Annotated in this window: 25 protein-coding genes, 1 pseudogene and 1 riboswitch; of the genes and pseudogenes, 15 read left to right on the top strand and 11 right to left on the bottom strand. The window is 54.1% G+C overall.

The features are described from left to right. Nucleotides 1-67 precede the first annotated feature (67 nt). The 3 genes from IMCC3135_RS22745 (at nt 68) to IMCC3135_RS22735 (ending at nt 4,405) form a co-directional block, all read left to right on the top strand. Nucleotides 68-1,033: a TAXI family TRAP transporter solute-binding subunit gene (locus IMCC3135_RS22745; protein WP_088919677.1), complete on the top strand. Its 966-nt coding sequence runs from the start codon at nt 68-70 to the stop codon at nt 1,031-1,033. A gap of 175 nt (nt 1,034-1,208) precedes the next feature. Further along, nucleotides 1,209-3,866 (top strand): TRAP transporter permease, encoded by a 2,658-nt coding sequence (locus IMCC3135_RS22740; protein ID WP_088919676.1) that lies wholly within the window; start codon nt 1,209-1,211, stop codon nt 3,864-3,866. A 17-nt stretch (nt 3,867-3,883) separates the two neighbouring features. Continuing rightward, on the top strand, nt 3,884-4,405 hold the full coding sequence (locus tag IMCC3135_RS22735; protein WP_088919675.1) for an FKBP-type peptidyl-prolyl cis-trans isomerase: 522 nt from the start codon (nt 3,884-3,886) through the stop codon (nt 4,403-4,405). A gap of 42 nt (nt 4,406-4,447) precedes the next feature. Here IMCC3135_RS22735 and IMCC3135_RS22730 read toward each other — a convergent pair whose 3' ends face one another. From IMCC3135_RS22730 to lexA, 4 genes are all read right to left on the bottom strand, one after another. Further along, nucleotides 4,448-6,493 (bottom strand): putative bifunctional diguanylate cyclase/phosphodiesterase, encoded by a 2,046-nt coding sequence (locus IMCC3135_RS22730; RefSeq protein ID WP_088919674.1) that lies wholly within the window; start codon nt 6,491-6,493, stop codon nt 4,448-4,450. Between the two features lie 197 nt (nt 6,494-6,690). Beyond that, nucleotides 6,691-8,109 carry a Y-family DNA polymerase gene (locus IMCC3135_RS22725; protein WP_088919673.1) on the bottom strand — a complete coding sequence of 473 codons (1,419 nt, stop codon included), beginning with the start codon at nt 8,107-8,109 and terminating at the stop codon, nt 6,691-6,693. A 3-nt stretch (nt 8,110-8,112) separates the two neighbouring features. Beyond that, complete coding sequence (gene imuA / locus IMCC3135_RS22720) at nt 8,113-8,796, bottom strand: translesion DNA synthesis-associated protein ImuA (RefSeq protein WP_088919672.1); 684 nt, start codon at nt 8,794-8,796, stop codon at nt 8,113-8,115. Nucleotides 8,797-8,805: 9 nt separating this feature from the next. Continuing rightward, nucleotides 8,806-9,411 carry a transcriptional repressor LexA gene (lexA, locus tag IMCC3135_RS22715; RefSeq protein ID WP_088919671.1) on the bottom strand — a complete coding sequence of 202 codons (606 nt, stop codon included), beginning with the start codon at nt 9,409-9,411 and terminating at the stop codon, nt 8,806-8,808. A 151-nt stretch (nt 9,412-9,562) separates the two neighbouring features. Here lexA and IMCC3135_RS22710 point away from each other — a divergent pair, with 151 nt between their 5' ends. From IMCC3135_RS22710 to IMCC3135_RS35040, 4 genes and pseudogenes are all read left to right on the top strand, one after another. After that, entirely contained in the window at nt 9,563-10,174 is a 612-nt protein-coding gene (locus IMCC3135_RS22710) for a peroxidase-related enzyme (RefSeq protein ID WP_088919670.1), read from the top strand. 235 nt (nt 10,175-10,409) lie between these two features. Beyond that, the gene (locus tag IMCC3135_RS22705) at nt 10,410-11,750 is read left to right on the top strand and encodes an IS4 family transposase (protein WP_088919669.1); all 1,341 of its coding nucleotides are present in this window, start codon (nt 10,410-10,412) and stop codon (nt 11,748-11,750) included. Between the two features lie 25 nt (nt 11,751-11,775). Next, nucleotides 11,776-12,687 (top strand): homocysteine S-methyltransferase family protein, encoded by a 912-nt coding sequence (locus IMCC3135_RS22700; protein ID WP_088919668.1) that lies wholly within the window; start codon nt 11,776-11,778, stop codon nt 12,685-12,687. A gap of 118 nt (nt 12,688-12,805) precedes the next feature. Next, nucleotides 12,806-12,973: pseudogene (locus IMCC3135_RS35040) on the top strand (nucleotidyltransferase family protein); the annotation flags it as partial. Nucleotides 12,974-13,218: 245 nt separating this feature from the next. Here the strand turns inward: IMCC3135_RS35040 and IMCC3135_RS35035 are convergent. Beyond that, complete coding sequence (locus tag IMCC3135_RS35035) at nt 13,219-14,262, bottom strand: hypothetical protein (RefSeq protein WP_236994862.1); 1,044 nt, start codon at nt 14,260-14,262, stop codon at nt 13,219-13,221. Between the two features lie 206 nt (nt 14,263-14,468). Further along, on the bottom strand, nt 14,469-14,570 hold the full coding sequence (locus IMCC3135_RS22690; RefSeq protein ID WP_472343593.1) for a 6,7-dimethyl-8-ribityllumazine synthase: 102 nt from the start codon (nt 14,568-14,570) through the stop codon (nt 14,469-14,471). A 101-nt stretch (nt 14,571-14,671) separates the two neighbouring features. On the opposite strand from IMCC3135_RS22690, the gene IMCC3135_RS22685 reads away from it, so the two are divergent. After that, on the top strand, nt 14,672-14,911 hold the full coding sequence (locus IMCC3135_RS22685) for an antitoxin (protein WP_088919666.1): 240 nt from the start codon (nt 14,672-14,674) through the stop codon (nt 14,909-14,911). Between the two features lie 3 nt (nt 14,912-14,914). Beyond that, nucleotides 14,915-15,319, top strand: coding sequence for a type II toxin-antitoxin system VapC family toxin (locus tag IMCC3135_RS22680; protein WP_088919665.1), 405 nt, complete (start codon nt 14,915-14,917; stop codon nt 15,317-15,319). Between the two features lie 90 nt (nt 15,320-15,409). Here IMCC3135_RS22680 and ribH read toward each other — a convergent pair whose 3' ends face one another. The 5 genes from ribH to IMCC3135_RS22655 form a co-directional block, all read right to left on the bottom strand. Next, a complete protein-coding gene (gene ribH / locus IMCC3135_RS22675) occupies nt 15,410-15,874 on the bottom strand; it encodes a 6,7-dimethyl-8-ribityllumazine synthase (RefSeq protein WP_088919664.1) in 465 nt (154 codons plus the stop codon). Nucleotides 15,875-15,941: 67 nt separating this feature from the next. Further along, nucleotides 15,942-17,213 carry a GTP cyclohydrolase II gene (gene ribA / locus IMCC3135_RS35715; RefSeq protein WP_088919663.1) on the bottom strand — a complete coding sequence of 424 codons (1,272 nt, stop codon included), beginning with the start codon at nt 17,211-17,213 and terminating at the stop codon, nt 15,942-15,944. Then, the gene (gene ribE / locus IMCC3135_RS22665) at nt 17,206-17,868 is read right to left on the bottom strand and encodes a riboflavin synthase (RefSeq protein ID WP_088919662.1); all 663 of its coding nucleotides are present in this window, start codon (nt 17,866-17,868) and stop codon (nt 17,206-17,208) included. The genes ribA and ribE overlap by 8 nt, the downstream gene beginning before the upstream one ends. A 5-nt stretch (nt 17,869-17,873) precedes the next feature. Continuing rightward, nucleotides 17,874-19,124 carry a bifunctional diaminohydroxyphosphoribosylaminopyrimidine deaminase/5-amino-6-(5-phosphoribosylamino)uracil reductase RibD gene (ribD, locus tag IMCC3135_RS22660; RefSeq protein ID WP_205737672.1) on the bottom strand — a complete coding sequence of 417 codons (1,251 nt, stop codon included), beginning with the start codon at nt 19,122-19,124 and terminating at the stop codon, nt 17,874-17,876. A gap of 136 nt (nt 19,125-19,260) precedes the next feature. Then, nucleotides 19,261-19,432, bottom strand: a riboswitch (FMN riboswitch). Nucleotides 19,433-19,510: 78 nt separating this feature from the next. Beyond that, nucleotides 19,511-20,722, bottom strand: coding sequence for a hypothetical protein (locus tag IMCC3135_RS22655; protein ID WP_157736210.1), 1,212 nt, complete (start codon nt 20,720-20,722; stop codon nt 19,511-19,513). 364 nt (nt 20,723-21,086) lie between these two features. Between IMCC3135_RS22655 and IMCC3135_RS22650 the strand changes: the two genes are divergently transcribed. The 6 genes from IMCC3135_RS22650 (at nt 21,087) to IMCC3135_RS22625 (ending at nt 26,326) form a co-directional block, all read left to right on the top strand. Further along, complete coding sequence (locus IMCC3135_RS22650; protein ID WP_088919660.1) at nt 21,087-21,848, top strand: hypothetical protein; 762 nt, start codon at nt 21,087-21,089, stop codon at nt 21,846-21,848. A gap of 122 nt (nt 21,849-21,970) precedes the next feature. After that, nucleotides 21,971-22,258 (top strand): Flp family type IVb pilin, encoded by a 288-nt coding sequence (locus IMCC3135_RS22645; RefSeq protein WP_088919659.1) that lies wholly within the window; start codon nt 21,971-21,973, stop codon nt 22,256-22,258. Between the two features lie 89 nt (nt 22,259-22,347). Beyond that, nucleotides 22,348-24,582, top strand: coding sequence for a Tad domain-containing protein (locus IMCC3135_RS22640; protein ID WP_088919658.1), 2,235 nt, complete (start codon nt 22,348-22,350; stop codon nt 24,580-24,582). Further along, nucleotides 24,575-25,387, top strand: a complete 813-nt coding sequence (locus tag IMCC3135_RS22635) for a TadE/TadG family type IV pilus assembly protein (RefSeq protein WP_088919657.1) — start codon at nt 24,575-24,577, stop codon at nt 25,385-25,387. The genes IMCC3135_RS22640 and IMCC3135_RS22635 overlap by 8 nt, the downstream gene beginning before the upstream one ends. Next, the gene (locus tag IMCC3135_RS22630) at nt 25,384-26,142 is read left to right on the top strand and encodes a hypothetical protein (RefSeq protein WP_088919656.1); all 759 of its coding nucleotides are present in this window, start codon (nt 25,384-25,386) and stop codon (nt 26,140-26,142) included. The genes IMCC3135_RS22635 and IMCC3135_RS22630 overlap by 4 nt, the downstream gene beginning before the upstream one ends. Further along, nucleotides 26,135-26,326, top strand: coding sequence for a hypothetical protein (locus IMCC3135_RS22625; protein ID WP_157736209.1), 192 nt, complete (start codon nt 26,135-26,137; stop codon nt 26,324-26,326). Before IMCC3135_RS22630 ends, IMCC3135_RS22625 begins: the two co-directional genes overlap by 8 nt. Nucleotides 26,327-26,351: the final 25 nt, after the last annotated feature.

Raw genomic sequence — 26,351 nt, 5'->3', positions numbered from 1 at the left:
CCGTCTCATCTTGTGTCGCCGTTCGTTAGCGATTTGTGACGTTATCTACAAAGAATAGGAAGCATCCATGAAAAAACGTTTAGCACTGACGGCTTGCCTGTTGGCAACCGGATTGTTTGGCGGTGCCGCCCAGGCGCAACAGCAGTTCATCTCGATTGGTACCGGTGGCGTCACCGGCGTCTATTACCCCACAGGTGGCGCTATTTGCCGTCTGGTAAACAAAGGCCGCAAGGATCACGGAATTCGTTGTTCTGCTGAATCTACCGGCGGATCCATCTACAACATCAACACGGTTCGTGCGGGTGAGCTGGAATTTGGTGTTGCTCAGTCTGACTGGCAGTTCCATGCTTATAACGGAACTTCGCAGTTTGAAGATCAGGGCAAGTTTGAAAAAGAACGTGCTGTTTTCTCTGTTCATCCCGAGCCCTTTTCAGTTCTGGCACGTAGCGACAAAGGCATCACCTCTTTCGAAGATCTGAAAGGCAAGCGGGTCAATGTCGGTAATGCCGGATCAGGACTGCGTGCTACTGCTGAAGTGGTCATGGAAGCTTACGGCATGACCATGGATGACTTCTCTGTCGCTTCTGAACTGAAAGGTTCTGAAATGGCTCAGGCGCTGTGTGACGACAAGATCGATGTGATGATCTACACCGTTGGTCACCCTGCGGCAGCGATTACTGAAGTAACCAATACCTGTGATGTTGATTTTGTTGATGTAACAGGTCCGGTTATCGACAAGCTGGTTGAAGAGAACCCTTACTACCGAACAGCGTCTGTTCCTGCTGGCATGTACAAAGGCCTGGAAGAGGACAACAAGACTTTTGGTGTGGGTGCAACCTTCATCACTTCTGCCGACGTCTCTGATGAGGTGGTTTATGTCGTCGTGAAAGCGGTTTTTGATAACTTTGAAGACTTCAAGAAACTGCATCCTGCTTTTGCCAACCTGAAAGAATCAGAAATGATCAAGGATGGCCTGTCTGCACCTTTGCATGATGGTGCCGTGAAGTACTACAAAGAACGAGGCTGGCTGTAATATCTGCCTCTACCTTGTCACAAGGTAGATCGTAGTCTCTGTCCGGCAAACCGAGCAGCAGCGTCGGTTTGCCGGATTGTTTCTGGCTGATGCCAGATCAGTCTGAAGGTCGGCAAACAAACAAGCGTTTCCCGCTCCTTGATCTTCTCTCTATACAAGAGTTACGCCTACGCCGATGAATGCGACAGACTCCCCAGCGGACTCTTCCAGTACCACACAGGACCTCGACTCCTTCACCGCCATTGATTCAGGCGGGCGCAAGCCGATGGGTGGAGTCGGTATCTTTATCGCCACTCTGGCATTTACCTGGAGTGCGTTCCAGCTGTACGTCTCATCCGCTGTGCCTTTCTGGCTGGCCGATGAGTGGGGCATCAATCTGATTTTCAACGGTAGTGAAGTGCGAGTCATTCACCTGGCTTTCGCCATGGCGCTGGCCTGCCTCTCCTATCCCTTATTCAAGTCCAGCTCGCTCAAGCGCGTGCCGCTCTACGACTGGTTGCTGGCGATTGGCAGTGTTGTCTGCTGCCTCTACCTGGTTGTAAACAAGGATGCCATCGGCATGCGTGCCGGTCTGCCCACCTCCAGTGATCTGATCGTGTCCGCTTTTGGACTGATGCTGCTGGCCACGGCGGTCTATCGGTCCTTGGGTTTGCCCATGCTGATCGTGGCAGGGGTTTTCGTCCTGTACGTGTTTTTTGGTGATGCACAATTTCTGCCTGACGTAGTGCGCTGGAAAGGTGCCTCCTTCGGCAAGGCGATGTGGCATTACTGGATGCAGGGCGAGGGTGTTTTTGGTGTGGCACTGGGTGTGGCCTCATCCATGATCTTCTTGTTCGTGCTGTTTGGTTCCTTGCTGGAACAGGCTGGAGCCGGTAACTACTTCATCCAGCTGGCCTTTGGCGCGCTGGGACACTTTCGTGGTGGGCCTGCGAAGGCCGCGGTTGTTGCCTCGGCATTGAGCGGTATCTATTCGGGCTCATCGATTGCCAACGTGGTGACAACGGGTACGTTTACCATTCCTTTGATGAAACGCACCGGCTTCTCGGCAGAGAAGGCGGGTGCTATCGAGGTGGCCTCGTCCACCAACGGTCAGCTGACTCCGCCTGTCATGGGCGCGGCAGCATTTTTGATTGCAGAATTTACTGGTATCTCCTATCCCGAAGTCATCAAGCACGCCTTGCTGCCAGCCTTGATTTCCTATATCGCACTGGTTTATATCGTGCATCTTGAAGCTCTGAAACTGGATCTGGTGGGGCTGGAAAAACCACCCACACACCTGACAGTGATGCAGAAAATGATCGGTTTTCTGTTCGGCTTCCTGGCCTTTGTGGCTCTGGGTGGTCTGGTCTATTTTGGTCTGGGCTGGATCAGTACAGCCTTTCCTGGCATGACGATCTATGGCGCGGCCGGCATATTCCTGGTGTGCTATCTGGTGCTGATTACCATCAGTGCTCGTCGCAATGATCTGCACATGGATGATCCCGATGCGCCGCTGATTACCTTGCCGCGTACGGGTGAGGTGGCACTGACCGGTCTGTACTACCTTCTGCCTATCATTGTATTGCTCTGGTGCATTCTCATCGAACGCCTGTCACCGGCCTTGTCGGCATTCTGGGCTTCCATGGCGATGGTGTTCATTGTATTGACCCAGCACCCCATCAAATCCCTGATTCGTGGCAGCAGCCATGCAGAACACACAGCTTTTGTACCGTCAGTGGCACGCGGCTTTAGCGATTTTGGCGCTGGCATGGTCAGCGGCGCTCGCAGCATGGTGCCCATCGGGGTTGCCACAGGCGTGGCCGGTATCATCATCGGTACTGTGTCACTGACCGGTGCCCATCAGATCGTGGGCGAGTTTGTCGAGTTTCTGTCCGGTGGCAGTCTGATCATCATGCTGTTACTGGTGGCTGTCATGAGCCTGCTGTTGGGCATGGGTCTGCCCACGACCGCTAACTATATTGTTGTCTCATCCCTGATGGCTCCCGTCATCGTCTCAGTGGGCGCCCAGCAGGGCCTGGTGGTACCGCTGGTGGCTGTGCATATGTTCGTTTTCTACTTCGGTATTCTGGCCGATGACACCCCACCGGTGGGGCTGGCAGCCTTTGCCGCCAGTGCTATTTCCGGAGGCGATCCGATCAAGACCGGCCTGCAGGGTTTTGCCTACGATATTCGTACAGCCTTGCTGCCATTCCTGTTTATCTTCAACACCGAGCTGTTGCTGATCGATGTCACGCTGGGCAAAGCAATATTCGTTTTTGTGGTGGGTGTGATTGCCATGATGCTGTTTGCTGCGGCAACTCAAGGCTATTTCATTGCACGCAGCCGCATCTGGGAATCAGGCCTGCTGCTGCTGGTAGCCTTCACCTTGTTCCGCCCCGGGTTCTGGCTCGACAGAGTCCAACCACCTTATAATGAGCTGGCCGGTACCGAGCTGGTGCAGGCGGCAGCCGACTATCCGGTGGGTGAACCTTTGCGTCTGAGAATAGTGGGCCCCGATTTTGATTATCCTGACAAGCTGGCTAGTCTGACTATTCTGGCGGATCTGGGTGAAGCCGGTGATGGGGAGACCCGACTGGAACAGGCAGGGTTGGCTGTGATCATGGATGAAGAGGGTGCATCCCTTGAAGAGCCGTTCCCGGGCACCGCATTCTTCCAGACACTGCAGATGTTCGATTTCTATGGAGATCCTCTGGTACGTATCGACAAGGTGCAGATACCGGCTGAGCGAATCGCCAAGGAAGTGTTCTACATACCGGCCTTGTTGTTACTGGCTTTTGTTGTCTGGCTGCAACGTCGACGTCAGACAAAACCTGCCTTTTTCGGCAACTTCTAATCTCACTATTTATAGACATGTCTGATACTGATCTGATCATTGACGAGAATCGCGTCGTCTCCATGCATTACCAGCTGACCAATGGTTTTGGTGAGCTTATTGACAGCTCGCAAGGCGACTTGCCACTGGTCTATATGCACAACACCAACGCCTTGTTGCCGGCGCTGGAAAGGGAGCTGACCGGCAGGCTTGCTGGCGAGCCGGTTGCAATCACCATTTATCCGGAAGACGCCTATGGCTATCCGGATGAGACCCTGATTGCGGAGTGGCCGAAAGAGCCGATCGAGAAGGCTCAGGAGTTGGTGGTCGGCATGCGCTTCAAGGCAATGGGCAAGGATGGTGAGTCGCAGCTGGTGACTGTTGTGGAGATTCGTGAAGACACAGTCGTGCTCGATGCCAACCATCCTTTGGCAGGTCAGGTGCTGAGCTTTACGATTGCCATCGTTGATGTGCGAGAGCCCTCCGCTGAAGAGCTGGAGCAAGGTTATGCTGTGAGCACTAACCCGGCCGGACTGGGATCTACCGGCAGTCAGGCCTGATCCCGTTCCTGGCTGCCCAGAAGAGGGCAGCCAGGACGTTCTTCAAGAAGCCTTGCGAAACGGAATGCTGGGGATATCCTGATCCGGGTCGTCAATCATATTCGTTTGGCCCTCTTCAAGCAGCGGTAGTTCGTCGGCCAGTTGTGTCAGCGGTGTTGGCATGCGCAGACCATAGCCTTGGGCATAATCCACCTTCATGTCACGCAGGCAGCTCAAGGCGGCATCATCTTCGACAAATTCAGCAATGGTTTTGGCGTTGACGGTATGACCAATCTGATTGATGGCTTTCACCATGTCATGGTCGATCTGATTATTGGCAATGTTGCGTACCAGTGAGCCATCGATTTTCAGATAATCGAAAGAGAGTTTCTTGAGATAGGAAAAGCTTGACAGTCCGGAGCCAAAATCGTCCAGTGCCAGCTCGCAACCCATACCACGAATGCGCTCGATGAACAGGCTGACTTTGTCGAAGTTTCTGAAGGTGGCACCTTCTGATATCTCGAAGGCGATATGTGCCGGATTGACATCGCCGCGGCTGAGTCTTTCCACCACAAAATTGCTGAAGTCCTCGTCGGTAAACGAGAGGCCGGACAGATTGACCAGCAATCGCGGAATGACATGCTTGTCCTGATGCGCTGCCAACCAGTCGATCACCTGGGAAAATACCCATTGGTCGATTTCGGTCATGATGTTGTATTTTTCGGCAATCGGTATGAAGCGCGCCGGTGAATACATTTCACCATTTTCATTGCGGATTCTCAGCAGAATCTCACAGTGTGTCATCTTCATGGATCGCTCTTCGATCTGGAAGATGGGTTGGTAGAACAGCGCCAGACGATCATCCGTCAGGGCTTTGCGAATCGCCTGGATACCGGCCAGATTGCTGCGATACTTGACCACCTCGGCATCGTCATCCTGAGTGACGTGCACCCGGTTACGACCCGTTTGCTTGGCGACATAACAAGCAGAGTCGACATCTGCCAGAACCCTCTCCATGCTCTGTATTTGCCCATCGATGGGTGTTACACCAATGCTCAGACTGACCTTGAAGCTTTGTTCCTCGTAGCGGAAGATGAATTCGCAGACGATGACGCGTAAATCTTCGGCCAGGCTCTGAATGTCCTCAAAGCTTTTGCCCTGGGCAATGATGGCAAATTCATCGCCACCAACCCGGGCGAACAGATCGCCGCGGCGCAGTCTTGCGTGCATGCTTTGTGTCAGCTGAATCAGCAGCTGATCGCCGGCATGATGACCGCAGGTATCGTTGACGATCTTGAAGCGATCCAGATCCAGATACAGCAGACCGTAGGTATTTTCGCTGCGATCAGCAATATCGATGGTGTATTGCAGATGCTGTTCGAAGGATCGACGATTATGCAGACCGGTCAGATCATCATGATTGGCCAGATGGGCGATACGCTTGTTGGCACGCGCGACTCGGGCGATGACGGTCAGGGATATGATCATCGATAGTGCAAAAGCGGCGATGACGGTATAGATCATGATCCGCTGTGTCTGTTTGTAGGAGACCTGATTGTCGTTGAGCGCCTCTTCTGCCAGCACTTTTTCCAGCTGCACCAGTTCATTCAGATGATTGAGCAGGACCAGCTCGTGCAATTGCACTTCATGCAGCACACTTTTCTGGGCATCCAGATTATCTTCCGCAGAATAGATCTCGGAGTTGGCGCGTTCATAGGCTTTGGAAACCCGATCATCGGCTTTGCTGATTTCTTCCAGAATGGTTCGCTCACGTGCATTGGCCGTAAGCTCTATCAGTTCGTCGCGGGTCTTCTGGTAGGCGCTGCTGTATTCGATCATCTTGTCGAATATGCGCTGCCGCTCGACCGTGTCTTCGGTTTGTACCAGCGAGCGTACGGCACCTGAGCGCATGCGTATCACGTTACGCATATGATAAGCGCGGCTGGTTTTCTCTTCCGTATCGGTGATCAGGTTCGACATGCCTTCATTGACGGCCTGCAAAGTGGTCATGGACTGCCACGTTGCAAAGATCATCAGTGAGAACACAAGGAGTACGCCGGCACCGATCAGTAGCCTGGTATGGTCCCGGTTTGCATGTTGAATTATCATCAGTGAAAGGTTCTTCCGTGAACAGCGCTGGTTTTGAGCCGCGCGTTCTGTGTCTGGTGCATAGGAACGTGCATTCGCATGGCGATTAAGAGGTAATCCTGGCGGTCGCTGGGAACCGGGAAAGCAGTGTTTATGACATTGTCAAAAGGGTATCGGCACTTTTGCGCTGCAGTTGATCACTGTTTCACACAACCAGTTCACGCAAAAAGCCCATGCAGCCAGAGCTGGTCGGGCGAGTGTCGCTGGCGGTAGACCCAGTAGTAAGCCCCATCACGGGTGCTGGCAATGAAATAGTCGCGACGCACGTCCGTATCATCCCACCAGCCGTTTTCGATGCGTTCTGGCAAGGTGTGCAGTGTGACCGGTTCATTCAAGGGGCTGGGTTCGGCCAATAACCAGACAGGGCGGGCGGGCCAGAGCCCGGGTAATGGCTGATTATCCAGCAGGGCTGAGAGCCAGGCTTTCTCCGGACGGTGATCATCACCGGAGACCGCGGTATAGAACGCATCCTTGCCCAGGCGAGCCGAGAGTCTGTCAAGTACCTGCTCGATCGTGCTGCCTTGAGTGGTGCTCTGGGCCTTGCTTTGCTGGAACAGGTCGACACTTTCGCGCTGCAGGCAGGCCAGTTCGCTGGACTCCAGGCCCAGGCGGGTGATGGGCGCTGCCAGCTGTAGATTACCCAGCCGCTCGGTTGCCACACGAAACAGGTGATCGGTGTTGGCGGTGGCATCCAGAAATTTCAGGGACAGATGGGTGGCCGGTTTGCGGTGATGCGACAGAATCAGCTCCACATGGCGCACCCCCAGGTCGCGCGCCTTGAGGTAGCCACCCAGGGCATTCATCAGGCGATTGAGCGGGAAAGCCAGAGCGTTGGTGTCCGGCGCCTCCAGAGGCAGGTCCAGCGACTGGGAGAACGTTTCAGCCGCTTTATAGGCCGTTCTGGGATCGGGCAGGCGACCATCAAGTTTGTAGAGCAACTGGGTGCAGGTGCTGCCAAAGCGACGCGTCAATGAGGCAGGCGGCAGGGCTGTGAGCTCACCCACTGAGCGGATACCGGATTGGCGCAGGCCCTTGAGCGTGAAGTCGTTCAGTGGTAGCCAGTCGACCGGGGCACCGGCCAGGGTTGAAACCAGTGTGGGCTTGTCCAGGATCTGGTGATGGACGCCGGCGCGGGCAAACAGCAGGGCGGCGGCAGGTGTTGGGGCGATGGCGCTGGACAGGCTCAGGTGCTGTTGTCCAATGTCCCTGGTGATGCTTTCGCATAAAGCGGCAAGGCCACCGAACAGGGTCAGGCTGGCGGCAATTTCGAGCAGAATGGTGTCTGGCGGTTCGGGTGAGACCAGGGATGAGTATTGCAAGGCCCACAGCGTGAGCTGTTCCAGGTGAGCCAGTTGCTGGTGCTCATCATAGTCACTGGTCAGCAGGTTGGGCGTCAGGGCATAGGCGTTCTTCAGCGCCAGACCTGGCCGTATGCCATTGGCTGTGGCGCTGGCATTACAGGCCAGAATGCGCCGCCGGGCACCCTCCTGCAGCACCACGGCACGTGGATCATCAGCCGCATCAGGGTCCTGTCGATCAAGCGGTAGTTGGGGGAAATGCAGTGCCAGCCAAAGCATGATTCAGGCGGCAGGAATAGGCCATTCGACCCCTTGTGAGGCATCAAATTCGCTTGGTTCGATGATGACACTCTGCGGGCTGCCACCGCGCACCTTGAACAGCTCCAGCCGCAGCTGCTTGTTCACGATGGATAGGCGCATGCGGGCAGACACCGGTGAGTGTTCATCCTGCGCCTGCCAGGGCCGGTAGATGGTGGCCCACGTCTTGCCAGATTCTGCGGCGATCTGCAGGCGGCGCTGTTTTTGTGCATTACTGCGTGTGACCCAGACAACCACGCTGGCGAACAGGCCCGAGCGCAATAGCTGTTCGGCGCTCCAGAGCGTGTCGGTATCGTTACCACTGTTGATGATCAGCAGACGTTCGAGGTGAATACCCGCATTGCCAAGGGCAGGTGCGTAGGGGATATAAGGTGGATTGATAAAGGCCGCCCATTGGCCATCGGAGGTGATTTGGCTCAAGGCTGGCAGCAACAGGCTGACTTCACCGATGCCCTGATGATGGCTGAGCATTTCGGTGACCCCTGCCATGCACCAGCCGCGTGCTGGCAAGGCTTTGTCCAGAGAGGCGAAGCCTGTTGGCATCGCCTTGTCGTCATGGTACCGATCCCGGCCTCGCCAGAGGCCAGGCTGGGATTTCAACAGGGCGTCGAGTGCGGTGGGCGAGTCTGGGATCGGAACTGCATCCATCAGGAAATATCAGGAATCGCGACGCAGTACGCCGACATAAACCCCTTCTATCTGGAACTCTTCTTCGCGCAGATCGATGCGAATGGGGTCAAAATCGTCGTTTTCCGGCAATAAGGTCACAATGTTGCCGCGTCTGCGGAAACGTTTCACAGTGACTTCATTGTTGACGCGAGCCACGACAATCTGGTTGTTCTGTACGTGCTCGGTGGCATGTACCGCCAGCAGGTCACCATTGAGGATGCCGATATTCTGCATGCTGGTACCACTGACCCGCAGCAGGTAATCCGCATGAGGGTAGAACAGGTCTGGATCGACCGGCAGGTATTCTTCGACATTGCCTTCGGACATGATGGGTTCGCCAGCAGCAACACGGCCAACCAGGGGAATGCCGTCCTCTTCCAGTTCGCTGAGGACACGAATGCCACGGGAGGTTCCCGGGATCAGTTCGATGGCGCCCTTGCGCTCCAGTGCTCGCAGATGATCATCAGCAGCGGTAGGCGAGCGGAAGCCGAAGTGCTCACAGATGTCGGTACGCGTTGGTGGGAAGCCGGTTCGATCGATATGCGACTGGATCATTCGCAGAATTTCCTGCTGCCGCTTGGTGAGCTCCTGCATGGTCAATCATTCCTTGCTTAGTATGGTCGATACCTGAGTATATTTACAGTTGTCAGGCAATGCAACCATCTATTAGGAAAAACAGTAGGCTGACAGCGAGCCTGAAGAGCGGCACAATAGTGAGACATACATCAGATGCTGGCAGCCTTCCATGAGCATTCCCAAATCCCGATTCCCGGTTCCCAAGCTGGCTGAGTTGCCTGAGGATATCCGGCAGCGTATCGAGGCGGTCCAGGAGAAATCCGGTTTCATACCCAACGTCTTTCTGGTGCTGGCGCATCGGCCTGATGAGTTCCGGGCCTTCTTTGCCTATCACGATGCGCTGATGGAAAAGCCCAGCGGCTTGAGCAAAGGCGAGCGGGAGATGATTGTGGTGGTCACATCGGCCATGAACAGCTGCCTGTATTGCGTGGTGGCCCATGGCGCCATTGTGCGTATTCGCGAGAAGAATCTGCGCCTGGCCGATCAGCTGGCAACCGATTATACCCGCGCCGATATCACGCTTCGGCAAATGGCCATGCTCGACTTTGCCTGTCTGGTCTCAGACCAGGCCGCCGAGGTCTCCGATGACGATCTGGATGAGCTGCGCGAGCATGGTTTCAGCACTGAAGATATCTGGGATATCGGGGCCATAGCTGCATTTTTTGCTCTATCCAACCGTATGGCGGGTTTGACCGATATGCTGCCCAACGATGAGTTCTACCAATTGGGACGCAATCCGCCATCGACCCCCGATAAGCCCAAGCCAAGATTGGTGAAGTAGCCATTTCACGACCCCACGGTCTGGAAAGCGACATCATCCCGAAAGTGTAAGATTACGGTGTATAGCGCAGGAGGATGAGGATGGCACACAATCATGCAATGCCGCATATGGGCCAATGGCACTCGGTTTAGATCCAAAGCTCTAATCTAAAAGCGATTTTTGAAGGTTGCAGTGGCCGGTTCCGGCGAGTACGTTTCAGGTTGCGAAACAATCAACGTAACCGGAACCAGCCACCATGCAGCCTACCTGTGAGTTGCCCTCAGAGCAACACCTTCGTGCCAGACTCGACTCTGTCGGTGTCTTCAATTTGATTACCGATGATCGCTTCCTGGCCACCATCGAGGCTCAGCTTCCTGCGCATCGAGAGCGCACCTATCCCCCGACTGAGACTCTGGCGATGTTCGTCGCACAGGTGCTAAACGACGATAGCTCCTGCCAACGGGCGGTCAACGATCGCATCATCCGTTGTCTGAACCACGGACTGCGTCCGCCGGGAACATCGACAGCAGCTTATTGTGAGGCGCGCGCCCGCTTGCCCGTAGTGCTGGTCGAAACGCTCTTCAAAGCAGTTGGCCAACAAGTCAGTGATAACGCCTCGCCCGAGTGGCTCTGGCGTGGGCGTTCTGTCTATTTCATCGATGGCACTGGGCTCTCGATGCCGGACACGCCCGACAACCAGCGAGAGTTTCCGCAGCCCTCCAGTCAGAAAAAAGGGGTTGGTTTTCCCGAAGCTCGCATGGTTGCATTGTCGTGCGCGGCCACGGGTGCGATCATTGATGCGTTGATAGCACCAGCCAAGGGTAAAACCACGGGGGAGCTGTCGCAAATGAGGACTCTGGCTCGCAGTTTGACGCAAGGGGACGTTCTGGTCGGCGACGCGATCTACGAGACCTACTGGACATTTGTGATGCTGCAGAATATCGGCTGCGATGGGGTTTTCGAAATCAACGGCAGTCGCTCTCGCCCCGAAAAAAGACGCGCCTACCTGACGCTGAATCGTCCGGTCAGGCCTGAATGGATGGATGCCGAGACTTACGAATCGTGCCCCAGGAAAATCAGAGTTCGTCAGGTGATCAGCCGTCGTCGTGGATATCAGGATACCTTTTACATTACCTCATTCACTGACCAACGTGAGGTCAGCGCTAAAGGTATTGTTGCACTGTACCTACGTCGATGGAATGTGGAGACAGATTTTCGCTCGCTCAAATGCGCTCTGGACGCAGGGATACTGAGTTGTCTCAGTGCCGAGATGATCAGGAAGGAACTCTGGGTGCACCTGCTTGCTTACAATTTGACACGGTTATTGATGAGTGAAGCCGCGACTCTGACACATCGGGAGCCGCGCTCAATCAGCTTCCGACATACCGTGCAACTGTGGAGCGCCTGGTCCCAGTGTGGCCAGCAACTTGATGCTCAAGGTTGGACTTATTTACTACGAGCGGTTGCAGGACCTCGGGTCGCAAATCGCCCAGGACGACGAGAACCAAGAGCCATTAAACGAAGGCCCAAATCGCGCAAATTGTTGGATATTCCGCGATCAGCCGCGCGAACTTGCTGTCATATGTACGAGCAGTGATTGCTTATCCGAGTGCCATTGGCATATGGGCCGCGACCTGTACATTAGTTATATGGGGGCGGAAACCGACCTGATATTTAATCACGGGGTTGATCTGCCAGGTTTTGCGTCTTACCCCTTACTTGAATCCGAAAATGGAAGGGAAATCCTGCGGGGGTACTATTCAAGCCTTATCGAGTTAGCTCAACAGTTCAATGTGGGCGTAATCATTGACAGCGCAACGTGGATTGCCAATCGTGATCGAGGCGCACAAATTGGTCAAAGCCGACAATCGTTGGAACGACTAAACGTAGAGGCAATAGAATTAATTGATCAGATACGCAAAGAGTACGACAATGTTTCTATTGTCCTGTGTGCCCAGGTCGGCCCGCGCGGCGACGGATACGCCCCTGAGGATTTAATGACAGCGGATGCGGCGGAGAACTACCACAACGAACAGATTGAAACGCTGTCCAGGACAGACGCTGACTTTATCTGCGGGACGACGTTATGCTATCCGGAAGAGGCCATTGGTATTGTCCGTAGCGGGAAGACATTTGGAAAACCCGTCGCTATTTCTTTTACGGTTGAGAGGGATGGCTGTTTGCCAACGGGGATGTCGTTAAAGGATGCGATCATAGCGGTAGATGAGGCGACAGACTCCGACGCCATCTACTTCATGATTAACTGTGCCCATCCCGATCACTTCACACGCGTGTTGGCCGACGAACCCTGGTTCCAAAGGGTCAAAGGCCTTGTTGCCAATGCTTCACGTTGTAGCCATGCCGAACTTGACGAAGCCGGATTCCTTGATGACGGTGATCCTGTTGAGCTTGGCGCACAACTAGCAGCATTACGGCGGATGTTTCCACACGTTTCTATCCTGGGCGGATGCTGTGGAACGGATATGCGGCACATGAAAAACATCGCTGAGCAAGCGAAGGCTGTGGTTTCGTAGCTGTCCGCTTCGGATCGAGAAGTTCCCATCAATGCGGAAATGGATTTCAATATTTATTAACACGGTAGGACTATTATAGTGTCTGTGCAAGGTAGCTTAGCCAACTACGAGTACCAGTATGCTTGTGTTACTGGAACAAAAGTCACCAGAAATAGCGGTCCTCTGCCGAGGGTTTGGTGTGCGTCAGCTCGTTTTGTTTGGTTCTGCTGCGCGTCAAAAGGACTTTAATCCAGAGAGCAGCGACATCGATTTTCTAGTTGAATTTGAGCAAAATACTGCAGTGCGCACACTGCAGCAGTATTTTGAGCTACGCAATTCGATTGTGTCGCATTATACTTTTCCCGCACAGCGTCCAAAGAGTTTCTGCGAGCACAACGTTTGTTACAAGCAGTTTGTCGCACACTCTATATCGAGGCTCGATGACTCTACACGTGTATATTGTGGTGAGACTGTCTCTGACTCTACACGTGTATATTGTGGCGAGACTGTCTCGGGCTATTGTCAGGGCGGGGCAGCGAGTAACTGGTTTGCTCAAGGCAGACGCAGCAGCAGCTGCCACGGCGCCCAAGAGGTTTCGAAGTGCTCGCTTTCGAAATCGTTATCAAGAGCGACAAACACCGTGTCGGGCACGCCGGTATTGGCATCGAGTAGCAGCACGCTGCCGTCCTCTGCGCGAAGCTCCAGCTGCCCGCTCGAAAAGTACCAGCTGTCTGCTCGTTCAGACGTCCAGTCGGTCTCCATTGACCATGGTGCATCCGGATCTTCTCGCGCAAGCTGTCCTTCAGAGCTCTCCGGTGTCTCGGCTTGATCCCAGCTATAACTGAAGGGAAGTGTGACGGTGACGGTGATCGCACGCCCATCGGTAGCATCTGAGCGCAGTGTGAAGCTGCCTTCGAGTGAGGCGCTGACGATCGCCCAATCGGTCAAGTCTGAGGCAACGAAGCGGCTTGTCATTCCTTCAAGTTTGAGCTGGCCATCGACAGTGTGCGTGACGAACTCAACGTCTCGCGTTTCCCAGACTAAAAGTGGTCCACTGTGCGGGCTTTCTGTTTGCTTGCTGACGTAGCCCGAAAAGCTTGTTGCAAGCTCTGGAACTGTGTAGAGATCAAGCGCATCCGACTTGATAGTCTGACCATAGCGACCGTTGTAGACAACAGCTTCGCCGTTGCGCTGAATACCCTGATCAAGGCAAGCATCGAAGCGATAGGTTAAATTGACAAGACTATCCACCTCATTGCCTTCGCCATATTCTCGAACGACCTCAGCACTGCCTTCGTCACAGCTGTAACGATTATGCTCAACTGGCAGATAGTCGTAGGTGAACCATTGCTCAACAAGTTCTGCATCGAGCAGATCATCAGTTGCCAGAGCGAGTAGTGGTTCATTGAAGCTATTACCCGCGAAAATTTCGAAAGCTTGTGTCACAAGGCTTTCGTAGTTTTCACGGGTGATCATCGACAGGTCGGGAGTTGGAGACGGCGACTCGACACTGTCATCCGTGGAGTCACAACCTGACATCACTGCCAGAATCGCAAATGTACAGAGCAGATACAATGGAATAGTCGAATTTCTCATACGGACGAACTCGGCATACGCCTCGCCCAGCTTAGCCCGGAGACCCTTGCAATATCAGTAACCATGAGATGCTTTGCCTTTCCTGCGGAATATTCAAAACGGTGCACTCACGATACTATTGCAAATGGCAGCTCACCAATTGATGCATATCAACGGCACATGATTGCGCGGCATCGACGGCCGCGCAGTCATGCACAAATCCGTCTTTAAAGATTCTTCAACAAATTAGCCATTTCAATCGCAGCCAGGGCAGCCTCTTCACCCTTGTTGCCAGCCTTGCAGCCAGAGCGTTCAATCGCCTGCTCGATGGATTTGGTGATGCCAGCTTTCGAGCTGAATACCGATCATTGACCAATAGTGTGGCATGGCATATGCTTTGACATATGCATGCGCTGGATAGGAGCTTCAGATGACTGAGGGGCGGCACGTCAAGTTATTTCGCAATGGGCGAAATCAAGCGGTAAGAATTCCCCGAGAGTTCGAGTTTGAGGGAGATGAGGCAATTCTGCGTAAGGAAGGTGATCGACTGATTCTGGAACCTATCAGGACCGGGAAACTTCTATCTGTTCTCAGAGCCCTTGGTCCGATGACTGAGCCGTTTCCAGATATCGACGATCCAATGCCGCCATTGGATGAGCCGGATCTTTAAATCATGTCTTTCAGATTCATGCTCGACACCAACGTCATTTCTGATGTGATTCGAGATCCGGCAGGTAAGGTGGCCAGACAACTTGAATTCGAAGGTGAATCAAGTGTATGTAGCAGTATCATTGTTGCGTCAGAACTTAGATATGGTGTTGCAAAAAGCGGCTCCAGAGAACTGGCCGTGAGAGTGGATGCGGCGTTGTCTGCGATTGAAATACTTCCTTTCGATATCCCCGCAGACAGTGAGTATGGGAAGCTGCGAGCTCTGCTTGCGGCAAAGGGCACACCAATCGGGCCTAATGATCTGCTAATCGCAGCCCACGCATTGTCGCTAGGTCTCACATTGGTTACGGATAATGTTCGTGAGTTCAAGCGAGCAACCGGTTTATCGGTAGTCAATTGGCGCAGATAGGCTGTTTCCCCAAGTACCTGTCTTTGGCCTGATTCTATTCAAAATCAGATTCTGCGCGGCATTGACAGCCGCGCAGTCATGCAGAATTATTTAAAGATTCTTCAACAAATTAGCCATTTCAATCGCAGCCAGAGCGGCCTCTTCACCCTTGTTGCCAGCCTTGCAGCCAGAGCGTTCAATCGCCTGCTCGATGGTCTCTGTGGTGATGACACCAAAAGCGGTTGGAATGCCTGTCTGCCAGGCGGTATTACTCACGCCTTTAGTGGCTTCACCGGCGATCAGGTCAAAGTGAATAGTGCCGCCCCGAATCAGTACACCCAGGCAGACCAGTGCATCGTACTTGCCGCTTTCAGCCATCTTCTTGGCCGCCAGAGGAATCTCGAAACAGCCGGGTACGATAGCAACGGTGATGTCATCGTCTGCCACATCGTGACGCAACAAGGCATCCTTGGCGCCTTCGAGCATGCGATGGCCCATGAAGTCGTTCCAGCGGGTACAGACGATACCGATGCGCAGACCGGTACCAATGAGTTTTCCTTCGATTACATTTGCCATGTCATGACTGCTCTTGATGTTGTCTAGTTGAATGCTGAGGGAGCGTGAAACAATTAAATATCCTTTTTCAGGATCCCTGAGTGAACTGGTGTCCCATTCTGTCGGCTTTGGTTTTCAGATAGCCTTCATTATGGGCGTGGGCGCCGACTTCCAGAGCGACGCGTTCGGTGACCTTGATGCCCAGTGATTCCAGCGCTCTGTGCTTTTCCGGATTATTGGTTAGCAGGCGAACCTGATCCACGCCAAGCTCAAGCAGCATGGCTGCGGCGACATCATAGGTGCGAGCATCGGTCGGAAAGCCCAGTTGATGATTGGCATCGACGGTGTCCAGTCCCTGGTCCTGCAGTTCGTAGGCTCTGATCTTGTTGCCAAGACCGATACCACGACCTTCCTGGCGCAAGTAAAGAATCACACCTTCGCCGGCCTCTTCGATACGCTGCATGGCAGCATGGAGTTGCGAGCCACAATCACAACGCAGAGAACCGAAGGTGTCACCCGTCAGGCATTCTGAATGCAGACGTGTCAGTGGGGTCGTTGAGCTGATTTCGCCTTTGATCAGGGCACTGTGCTCCAGGCCTTGCTGGTCACGGTAGACCACGATCTCAAACAGACCGTGAGCCGTGGGTAGCTTGCTACGGCCGATCAGGGTGATCAGTGCTTGTGATTCGTCTTCGGAAACCGTTGGTTCAACCGTTGCCGATGCCTGATCCAGGCCTTCAGCAGAGCGTCGGTACTGGGCAATCTGTTCAACTGATATGACATGCATATCGTGAGTCGTGGCAAAGGCCTTGAGTTCGTCCAGGCGCATCATGGTGCCATCCTCACGCATGACCTCGCAAATAACACCGGCGGGTGTCAGCTCCGTCAGCATGGACAGATCAACAGCTGCTTCTGTCTGACCACGTCGCTCCAGCACGCCGCCATCGCGGGCACGCAATGGAAAGATATGGCCCGGCATGGCAATGTCCACAGGCTTGGTATCAGGGCCGATCAAGGTCTTGATGGTATGCGAGCGATCTTCTGCGGAGATGCCGGTGGAGACACCCTGCATGGCTTCCACAGACAGCGTAAAACCGGTTCCGAAACCACTGCGATTCTGGGCCTGTGGCACCATCATGGGGATCTGCAGTCGATCGAGCAGGGCGCCGCGCATGGCCAGACAAACCAGTCCTCTGGCATGGGTCACCATGAAATTGATGGCCTCTGGCGTGGCAAAATCAGCCGCCAGTACCAGATCACCTTCGTTCTCACGATCTTCATCGTCAACGACAATGACCATCTTGCCCTGTCGATAGGCGCTCAGTGCATCGTCAACCGATGAAAGGATGGAGTCAGTCATAGCCGTTCTCTTTCAGAAAATCTGGGGTAATAGGGGAGGCGGCAGCAGCGGTGCCGACACCGGCAATGCCGTGCTGTAGCAGGCGTTCTACATACTTGCCCAGCACATCCACCTCGATATTGATCTGTTCGCCAACGCTCTTGCCGGGCATGACGATATGCGCCTGGGTGTAGGCCACCAGGGTGACGCTGAACCAGTCAGGGCCCACATCAACGACCGTCAGGCTGGTGCCGTCAAGCGTGATGTAGCCTTTGGTGACGATATAGCGCATCAGTTCAGCAGGCGCACTGATCGTGACCCACAGCGCGTCTTCATCGTGGCGAAAGGTGCGGATGGTGCCGGTGGCATCGACATGGCCCTGCACGAAGTGTCCGCCCATACGAGTGGAGGGGGTGACAGAGCGCTCAAGGTTGACCTTCGAGCCTTTGACCAGCGAATCAAGGTTGGTGCGTTTGCGGGTCTCAGGTGCAAGGCCTGTCACAAAGCCCTGGCTGTCCAGTTGCGTCACGGTCAGGCAGACACCATTCACCGCGATGCTATCGCCCAGAATGGTACCTTCGAGGACCGTGCTGCAATCGATGGACAGGGCGAAACCATCGCCATCACGGCGACAATCTCGTACCTTGCCCAGTTCTTCCACTATGCCGGTAAACATGTCAGTCAGTTTCTTGTGTTGATGAATACAGGGGGAGCAGGCACAGCTGCCTGCTCAAGGCCTGCTTTGGGGGGCTGTTCGTGTTGGCGATGAACCACCTTGGCTCGCACCAGAATGTCTTTGCCGGTCACTTCCAGTTGCACATCGGACAATGTGGTTGCATCGCCGAGAGAATCGCTGCCCAGATCGCCAAATGAGGCAGGGGCGTTGCGCCCACCGATCAGTGTCGGGGCGATAAAGCACCAGATCTCGTCGATCAGACCGGCATCTCTGAAGACCCCTTGTACCGTCGCACCGCCTTCGATGAGAACACTCTGAATGCCCTGTTGTGCCAGTATTTCCAGCACGGCACGCGGTGAGGTGCCGCAACCGTCGGTATGGGGCGGCACACTGAAGACATCGAAGCCTCGAGCCTTGAGTGTCTGGCGATGATCCTTGTCCATCTGATCGGTGGTAATGATCAGTGTCCGAGGTGAGCGTTTTTCGTCCAGCAGGGCTGCGCTCAGTGGCACACGACCCGTGCGATCCAGAATGACAGGGCGCGGATGGCGCACAGCTTCTGCTGCGACCACCGACTCGGGCAGCCGGACCGTAAGCGCCGGGTCATCGGCAATGACGGTGTCGGCTCCCACCATGATGGCATCCACAGCCTGTCGAAGTTCATGGCCTCGGGCGCGCGCCTCTGGCCCGGTAATCCATTGGCTGTCACCCGTGCGGGTAGCAATTCTGCCATCAAGACTGGTGGCAGACTTGGCGATGACATGCGGTCGGCGCGTACGCAGAAACGTCAGAAAAAATCGGTTCTGATGCATGGCTTCCTGTTCGAGAACGCCGTGGGTGACCTGAACGCCTTGGCTTTGCAGCCACTGGGCACCGCCTGCCGCCTTGGGGTTCGGATCCGCCAGTGCGTAGACGACATGGCGAATACCCGCATCCAGAATGGCCTGGCTGCAAGGCGGTGTCAGGCCGTGATGATTACAGGGCTCCAGCGTCACATACAGGGTGGCACCGGTGGTCAGGGCATGCCGGTTGTCGGCTTTCCAATCAGGATGAGAGTTGTTCTGGGCGGCATTGAGCAGCGCGTTGACCTCGGCGTGCTGGTGCCCGTAACGAGCATGCCAGCCTTGCCCCACAATGATGCCATCGCGCACGATGACGCTGCCCACCAGCGGGTTCGGACTGGTGCAACCCGATCCTCGGGCAGCCAGTTCCAGCGCATACTGCATATAGTGTTCGTGAGACTGCACTGCGATCATGCCCCTTGGCGAAACTGGAAAACAGGGGCGCAGCAGGCACTGGTACATCGAGGTCATGGCTGAACAAGCCAACCGCCACAACATACGGGTTACGACTCGGGACGCCATAACGCGGTCACAAGTACGCAACAACAGCGACCAACTTCTCTCATCCGGACTCTAACCGTCGGCTCTGGAATCTGACCAGATCCACCGTCTGACAACCTTGATACTGCTGGCCGCCTCGCGGGTCACGGGCTTGACAACGTTCAAACAAATGAAGTTGCCCTACCGTCGGTGGGGAATTACACCCCGCCCCGAAGTTTGGTACAGCGAGGAAATTACTCTATTGTCAAGCGCTTTGCAATGGGCTTTTTCATTGAAAGCCCAGGAAGGGGCGCCGCGTCTCAAGGAATGATGACTACTTGCAGGCTGATCCCGTAACGTTCAGCCAGAGCGAGGCGGGCACTTTCTATCTGTTGCCAGTGAGCTGGACTGGCCATATCCTGGCGAACCAGCAGGTGCAGTGTCACTTGCTGTTGCTCACCGTAGCTTATATGGGTGGTTCGACCATTCTCCGTGCCCGACACAGAACCATCGGCTTCCAGCGGGTCAAGAAATTGCGTCTGGATCTGCTGAGCATCCCGTAGCAGACGATCGTACAAGGCATCGGGTGAGTCAGGATTGTTGTAGCTGGGACTGCCAAGATCTCGACTGCGAACCACAATCAGCTCATCACCATTGATGAAATCAATGATGGGGAAGGAGCGGTTGGTCGGCACCATGGCCGCATAAGGCGGATGCTCCTCTAGCCCTGATTCAATTTCCTCACCCCGCAAGGTGCCATAGAATTCGACGAAGTAGCTTTGACAGGAGGCGGGTCGGGCGTCGAGTGTTGATACGCCGGCTCCGCTCTGGATATCCAGAAAACCGGGAACGGGGTTCGCTTCGGTGTCGCATCGTTCGATGGGGTCAGTGGGGTCAGTGGGTGGCGGGAGAGGGGGGCAAGGATCACTGATCTTGCTGAACAGCTGTTCGCCGGAGGGTACGATGAAGGAGACATCGTCACGGTCATGGACGATTTCCATGTGTCTGTTTTTATCATCGCTGACAAAGGCCAGCTGGCCTTGCTGGTAGTGCAAGGTAAGTGTCTGTTGGTCAGGAAAATGTAGTGAAGTTGGTAATGATCCGTAGAACCGGTGTTGTATTTCATGTTCGTCCGTCCAACGGTATTGACCGTCTTTCAGCTGTAGTTCACCGTCAGTTTTACGGGTTGGTTTATAGCTTCCATCCGGGTTTGGGGTGAAGCGATGACGATTGCCGTGGTGATCAAAGACGATACGGTCATTGCCCGCTTGAGTCAGACGAATCTCATAGCGATGTCGCCAGCGTGGAGGGCTGTTTTCTGGTGTCAACACAGAAGGATTATACGAACGGGAGAACGTCAGAGGCGTGCTCTCGCTCTGGTAATCGGTGACGGTGATGCAGCCGGGTGAACAAGTGGCAGGAGTGGCACTGGAATAGAGCAACACCGGTGATGCACGAATAGCAGAATACAGGCGAGGTTCTGCGTTATCGTCCTGCCCTGAGTGACTTGTTGCCGACAGGGATGTTGTCAAGACGGCGGAGGACAAAATAGGCAGTAAATATCGGTGTGATATTCGAGAGCGACCTGGCCCTTGTTGTGTAAATGGGTTCGCGTGTCGGGTGCGACTATCGTTAATACCTGTCAGGCTTTGACTCATCATTCGATCCTTGAATGTGTGATGCTGAATGTGATGCAGCGAGTAGGGCTATCGCAAAAGGCATCATGCCTTTTGTTTATTCAAGGCAAGATTAGGTTGATAGTCAGATTTCAGCAAGCGTTTTGTTAATCACACCCGTTCAGGCATACAGTGCGTGATGAGAGCTACTGAAATTAGTGTTGACTTGACCTAGGACGCTCGGTTAACGTTTTGTGAACTGTCACTGACATGGATCGTCATGGTGAAGAAATACATAAGTGCTGTTGTATCCGCCAGTTTCATTTTTCTGGCTCATGCAGGTCAGGCTTCTGGATCAAGCGTGACCGATAATGCATCAAAGTCTGCATTGACCGATCTTCGGTCTGCGGAGCTGATCAAGCCAGATTTATCATCATCTTCTAATGAGAAAATCAATCTGTCACCGACACATCCATCGTTCTCGGCACTCTATCGTCATCACCACCAGCCCTCACAGACGTTGCTGAGCGAGGCTCAGGTGCTGTATAGCGGCCATGGTGTGAGAGTTGAACAAGACAAGGGTGGTTCAGGCAATATATTCATTGCAAACTTTGCTGAGGACAAGTTCTGGTTTGTCGATCAGCATCGCCAACTGCTTCACACCTTGCCTGTCACTATTTCCAAGGATGAATTTGAATCCTCATCCTCGCAGCCGGTTATGGGAAATTCAGCTGGTTTTCTGCAGTTTTCACCGTGTAATGGCATGGAAGGGAAGCAAGGTGAAAGGGATCTTTGGCAAGGGCGCATCGTTCAGCGCTGGACATGTAGTTACCAGGGCGAAGCCGTCGAAGAACAGTGGTTCTCACCAACTCTGGGTGTTGTTGTGCGCTCAAGTACCCTTGATGGCTATGTGAGCGAATTGACTGACGTGCGCGAACGTGAAACCCGTCCGCACAACTTCCAGCCACCCTCAGACTATCGCAGTGTCAGCATCGAAGAGCTGATGAATCCTGCAATTCCCATTGGTGTTTATATCGAATAAGCACCTGGACGTGAATCATATCCACATGAAGGAGCATGCGATACGAAAAAACACACCCGATACCTACCTGTAGGAAACAACATCACAACAATTTTTATATTGCATATGCAAAAGGAAAACTTATGAAAACCAGTAAAAATACATCAAACCCGCTTTCGCAGTCATTTTCGGCACGACGTATAAAGGGACAAGGACTGACCGAATATATAATCATCGTGGCCTTGATCGCCGTGGCATCCATTGTCGCTGTGAGCGCATTCGGTTCAAGCGTCAAAGCGAGTTTCCTGTCCCTGGGCACTGACTTGGTCGGTGGAGCCGCAATTGACAGAGAGGCGATTGTCAATACAAACCTCAAGGCGGCTGAAACGAAAGCCAAGGCGCAGGTAACGCTCAAAGACTACAACAACTGAGTCTACGGCTAGTACCCGTTGTCTGAAAGTGATTGGCCCGGTTGCGGGTCAATCACCTCAGCCACTCTCATCTCATTGCATCGGAGGCAATGATGTACAAACGTCAGGAAGGACAGGTGCTGCCATTGGGATTGGCAATGCTGGCAGTGGGGATGTTGGGCGCTTTTGTCTTGTTCAATACCGGGCAAGTAGCGACTGACAAGATGAAGCTTGCCAATACAGCTGATGCAGCAGCCTACAGCGGGACTCTCTGGCAAGCTCGAGCTCTCAATTTTCAGTCCTATTCCAACCGTGCCATGGTTGCCAATCAGGTATCTATCGCGCAAGCGGTCAGCCTCAAATCCTGGGTTACCTATGGGGTTGTCGCCAGTGAAAATATTGCAACCGTTCTAAAACCGGTTCCGGTTGCCAGTGGCATCGCAGAAGGTTTGCAGCGCGGCCTGGAAGTGGTTGAAGCTGTCATGACACCCATTGTCGAGGCCATGGTGGGTGTCGTTGATATCGTCAATCGAGGACTGTCACTGGCTCAGGAAGCCATGTTTGTCAGTACGTTTGTTGCAACGCCAGATGTTATCCGTTCAGTGGTCAAAGAGACGGATGCGCGTTTTACGATCAATACCGCCTTCAGTGGCCTGGGCCTGGCAAACAATCTCAATCAGTGGCAGGGATTCACAGACGGGTTCGAAAAAGACGATGTGGCTGCCATGGATGAACGCACTCAGATGATCAACGAGTCCCGTGATGATTTCAGCCGGGAACGCAATTGGAAATTCTTCAATTTCTGGTTCTATTCCTCACCCTTGTTGCGGCATCAGGTGCGCCGTGAAGGCGCGACAAAGCTGATACGCGTGGACACCGCCGATGGCATAGAGTGGGAATGGAAGGCTAAAGACACCATGTCTCTGCAGAACCGCTTCTGGACCTGGAAGGGCACTAAACGTTATGAGGTGCCTATCGCCTGGGCGGAAGCTTTTGCCAATTCAGAAGATTCGGATGACACGCTGGAACCAGGTGCGTGTGACACATTAAGAGAAATGAACCGGGGCGATTGCGCCAGATTCCTGGGGATCAATCGTACTGGCGAGTATCTGGCAGATATTGGTCAGCTCACGCTACAAGGCACTGAGTCTCGTACCGCCATGAGTCACTACACCGGCGTGCAGGCGTATCGCTCGTTGAGTCTGGATACTATCGCTGAGGATACGCCTCAATTGAACCTCAAAGTAGAGGTCTCATTGCCGGCGGCCAAGGTTCAGAACTCGGATGCACTCGGATTTCGTCGCCAGTTTACTACCCCCGTCGAGACGCCCGGTGATCGCATCAGCTCCATCAGCGTGGCTGAAGTCTTCTACAAGCGAGCAGATGCCGACCTGGCTGGCAAGACAGGTCAAGCTCTGGAGCCAGCCAATGGTTATAACCCGTATTGGGGTAGCCGATTAAGCCCTATATCCAATGCTGATCGTTTGCTGGCCCTGGCTGCACGACCCGGAGGCGGTGCGGCCAGTGCACCCAATGCCACCAGCAGCAGTAATGGTTTGCCTGATAACAGCGGCACGCTGGTCGATTACTCAGAGTTGGATTTACCCATGAGCACCGGGGAGCTGGATGATGCGACAACGGCATTGATCTCCAATCCCGGTGCCATGTCTGATTTCGAGACGATTGCAGCTGCTCTGGACTCAAGCCGGCTGGATCAATTCAGAGAGGAGATCGAAGCACAGTTGATTGAGGCATTGCGCGATCAGGTCGCGAACATGCTGGCTGGGGCCATATCCAGTTCGATGGGCGGTCATGCTCAATCGGTTGATGAGCTGGAAGATGACCTGACGCAGATGGCTGAAAATGAGTTGGGGGAGTTGGCCTCTACAGAGGCTGCACAGCCCTATATCGATGCGGTCACCACGGCTACACAAATGGCCGAGAGATTAGCCGAAGAGTTTCGTGCCATTCGACAGACGATCATCGATGAGTTCCAGATTATCTACGAGCGGCTGGGTGAAGAGCTGCGTGTCGAAGAGGAGCGACTGGAAGAGCTGATTCGGGAGACAGGACTGCTGATGGCCAGCGTGAATCCTGCTAGCGATACCTATGAGACCTATGTCAGGCGAAAACAGACGCTAAGAGATCTACAGCGCGAAGCCAGGGCTCAATTCAAAGAGCAACTGGCCATCGAACTCATGGACATCGTCAATTCATCCAGCGATATCTATGTCATGAGGCGCAAGGAGGCGGACTACCTTGTCGAGGAGTTTCTGCGCCTTGATGAGGATGAAATCTCGGTGCCCTGGCTGGAAGAGGTAGAAGAGGATGATGTCGATGAATAGGCTAGCCACAAAGCAGGCAGGCAGTGCTCTGATCGAGACTGCGGTTCTGATGACGGTCATGCTGCCGGTTGTCTTCGGTATCGTCATGATCGGCAAACTGATTGATCTGAAACAAACCAGTGAACAGGCTGGGCGGTATACAGCCTGGGAGGCGACGGTCTATCCCCAGTCAGGTCAGAATGCGATCAGAACCGGGGCTGTCAAAGAGCGATTTTTCAGTGCTGCCGATACTCCCATCATGACGGCTGCCAGTGATCCTGCGTCAAACCGTCTCTGGGGCGATGCAGAGTCAGGCGATGCAGAGTCAATAGCGGATCGAAGCTGGGAAGGCCAGACCGACATCGTGATCGATGAGAGTTCGGCAGGCGGTCTGCCCGACGAAAAAGGTGTGGGCAGCCCCTCCATCGCCATGCGAGTCGGGCAGACGGTTGGCGATACCGGGAAGTTGCTGGATGGGTTGAGTGGCAACAGTTGGGGCTTGAGTACCAATGGTCTGCTGCGTGCCGGTGTCGGAGTGCAGGTCAAGGCAAATGACTGGCTTGCGGCCAGCGATCAGGCCTGCGGCAACGAAGGGAACTTTGCCTGTCTGCACAGCAAATCTGTGATTCTGGTGGATGGCTGGAGTGCAGCCAATGATGACAAGGCCAGACGACGTGTGCGCAGCCTGGTGCCGGCATCGGCGCTGCAGCCACTAGGCGATATGGTCTCCAAAGTCGGCATGTTGCCCATGTTCAAGGAACTCAAACAACTGGATGGAGCATTCGGGCATGTCGACATGAGCGTTCTACCGGAGTATGCGCAATGAAAACTGCAACAAGCCAGATTATTCTGCCACTGTCATTCTTTGTCGCATGGATGAGTCTTTCATCGACGCTACTGGCAAGTACGGTGGGCGAGACACTGGCAGCTGTCTCCATACCCTTTGGCGCGCAAGTGCAATCCGTCGGCGATGATGTTGTCCATAATCAGCAGGCGATGGCTCTGGCCACTTATGAATCCTCATTATCCATCGAGGATACTATTGCCTATTACGATCAATTGTGGCCGGCAGAAGCTGATAAGTCGCCGCCAGGCCTGACGAGGCCCGGCCTGACGAGGCCCGATCGACCGCGACCCGGCCTGCTTGCGAATCGGACGGCTGAATGGCTGATGCTCGGACACCTGCAGGGTGATATTCAAATCGTTTTGCAGTTAAGGCTCTCAGATCCTGGCAAAAGCAGTGGTTTTCTGTCCGCCATGCAAATCAAATCCGACTCTTCGGCACCGTCATCACAGACACCTTTGCCCGGCCTGGAACGCCTGTCGACAACACAGTCGCAAGATGGCAAACGCAGCTCTGTTCTTTCTGTGTATTCATCGCGGCAATCTGCGCAGTCGCTGGCCCGTCAGTTTGAGAAACACTGGCAGGCGAAGGGTTGGACACTGGTGTCCAGTGAAACCTATAAGGGCAGCAGAATCCTGTTACTGAACCGGGATTCTGCACAGATGGAAATCGTCATCAGTAATGCTGCCAGCGACGGCACCCTCGTTGTCTTGAATGAAGTGGATGATCATGGCTGAGCTGCATCAGCCCTTCAACCGGCAAAACGGTTCCACCAGTGTTGAGTATGCCGTGCTGACGTTTGTTGTCGTTACCGTGTTGTTTCTGCCATTGCCCGGTCTGGGTAGTTCATTGGTCGAGACACTGATGAGTGCACTTCGACAGTTCCAGGCGAACACCACTTATCTGTATTCCCTGCCATGAGCTTCAAACAATGGCCTAGCCGAGA

Origin of the sequence: Granulosicoccus antarcticus IMCC3135 (assembly GCF_002215215.1) — a bacterium.
Taxonomy (GTDB): Bacteria; Pseudomonadota; Gammaproteobacteria; order Granulosicoccales; family Granulosicoccaceae; genus Granulosicoccus; species Granulosicoccus antarcticus.
Note: the sequence above shows the minus strand (reverse complement) of the source record. Positions and strands in the feature narration are given on the sequence as shown.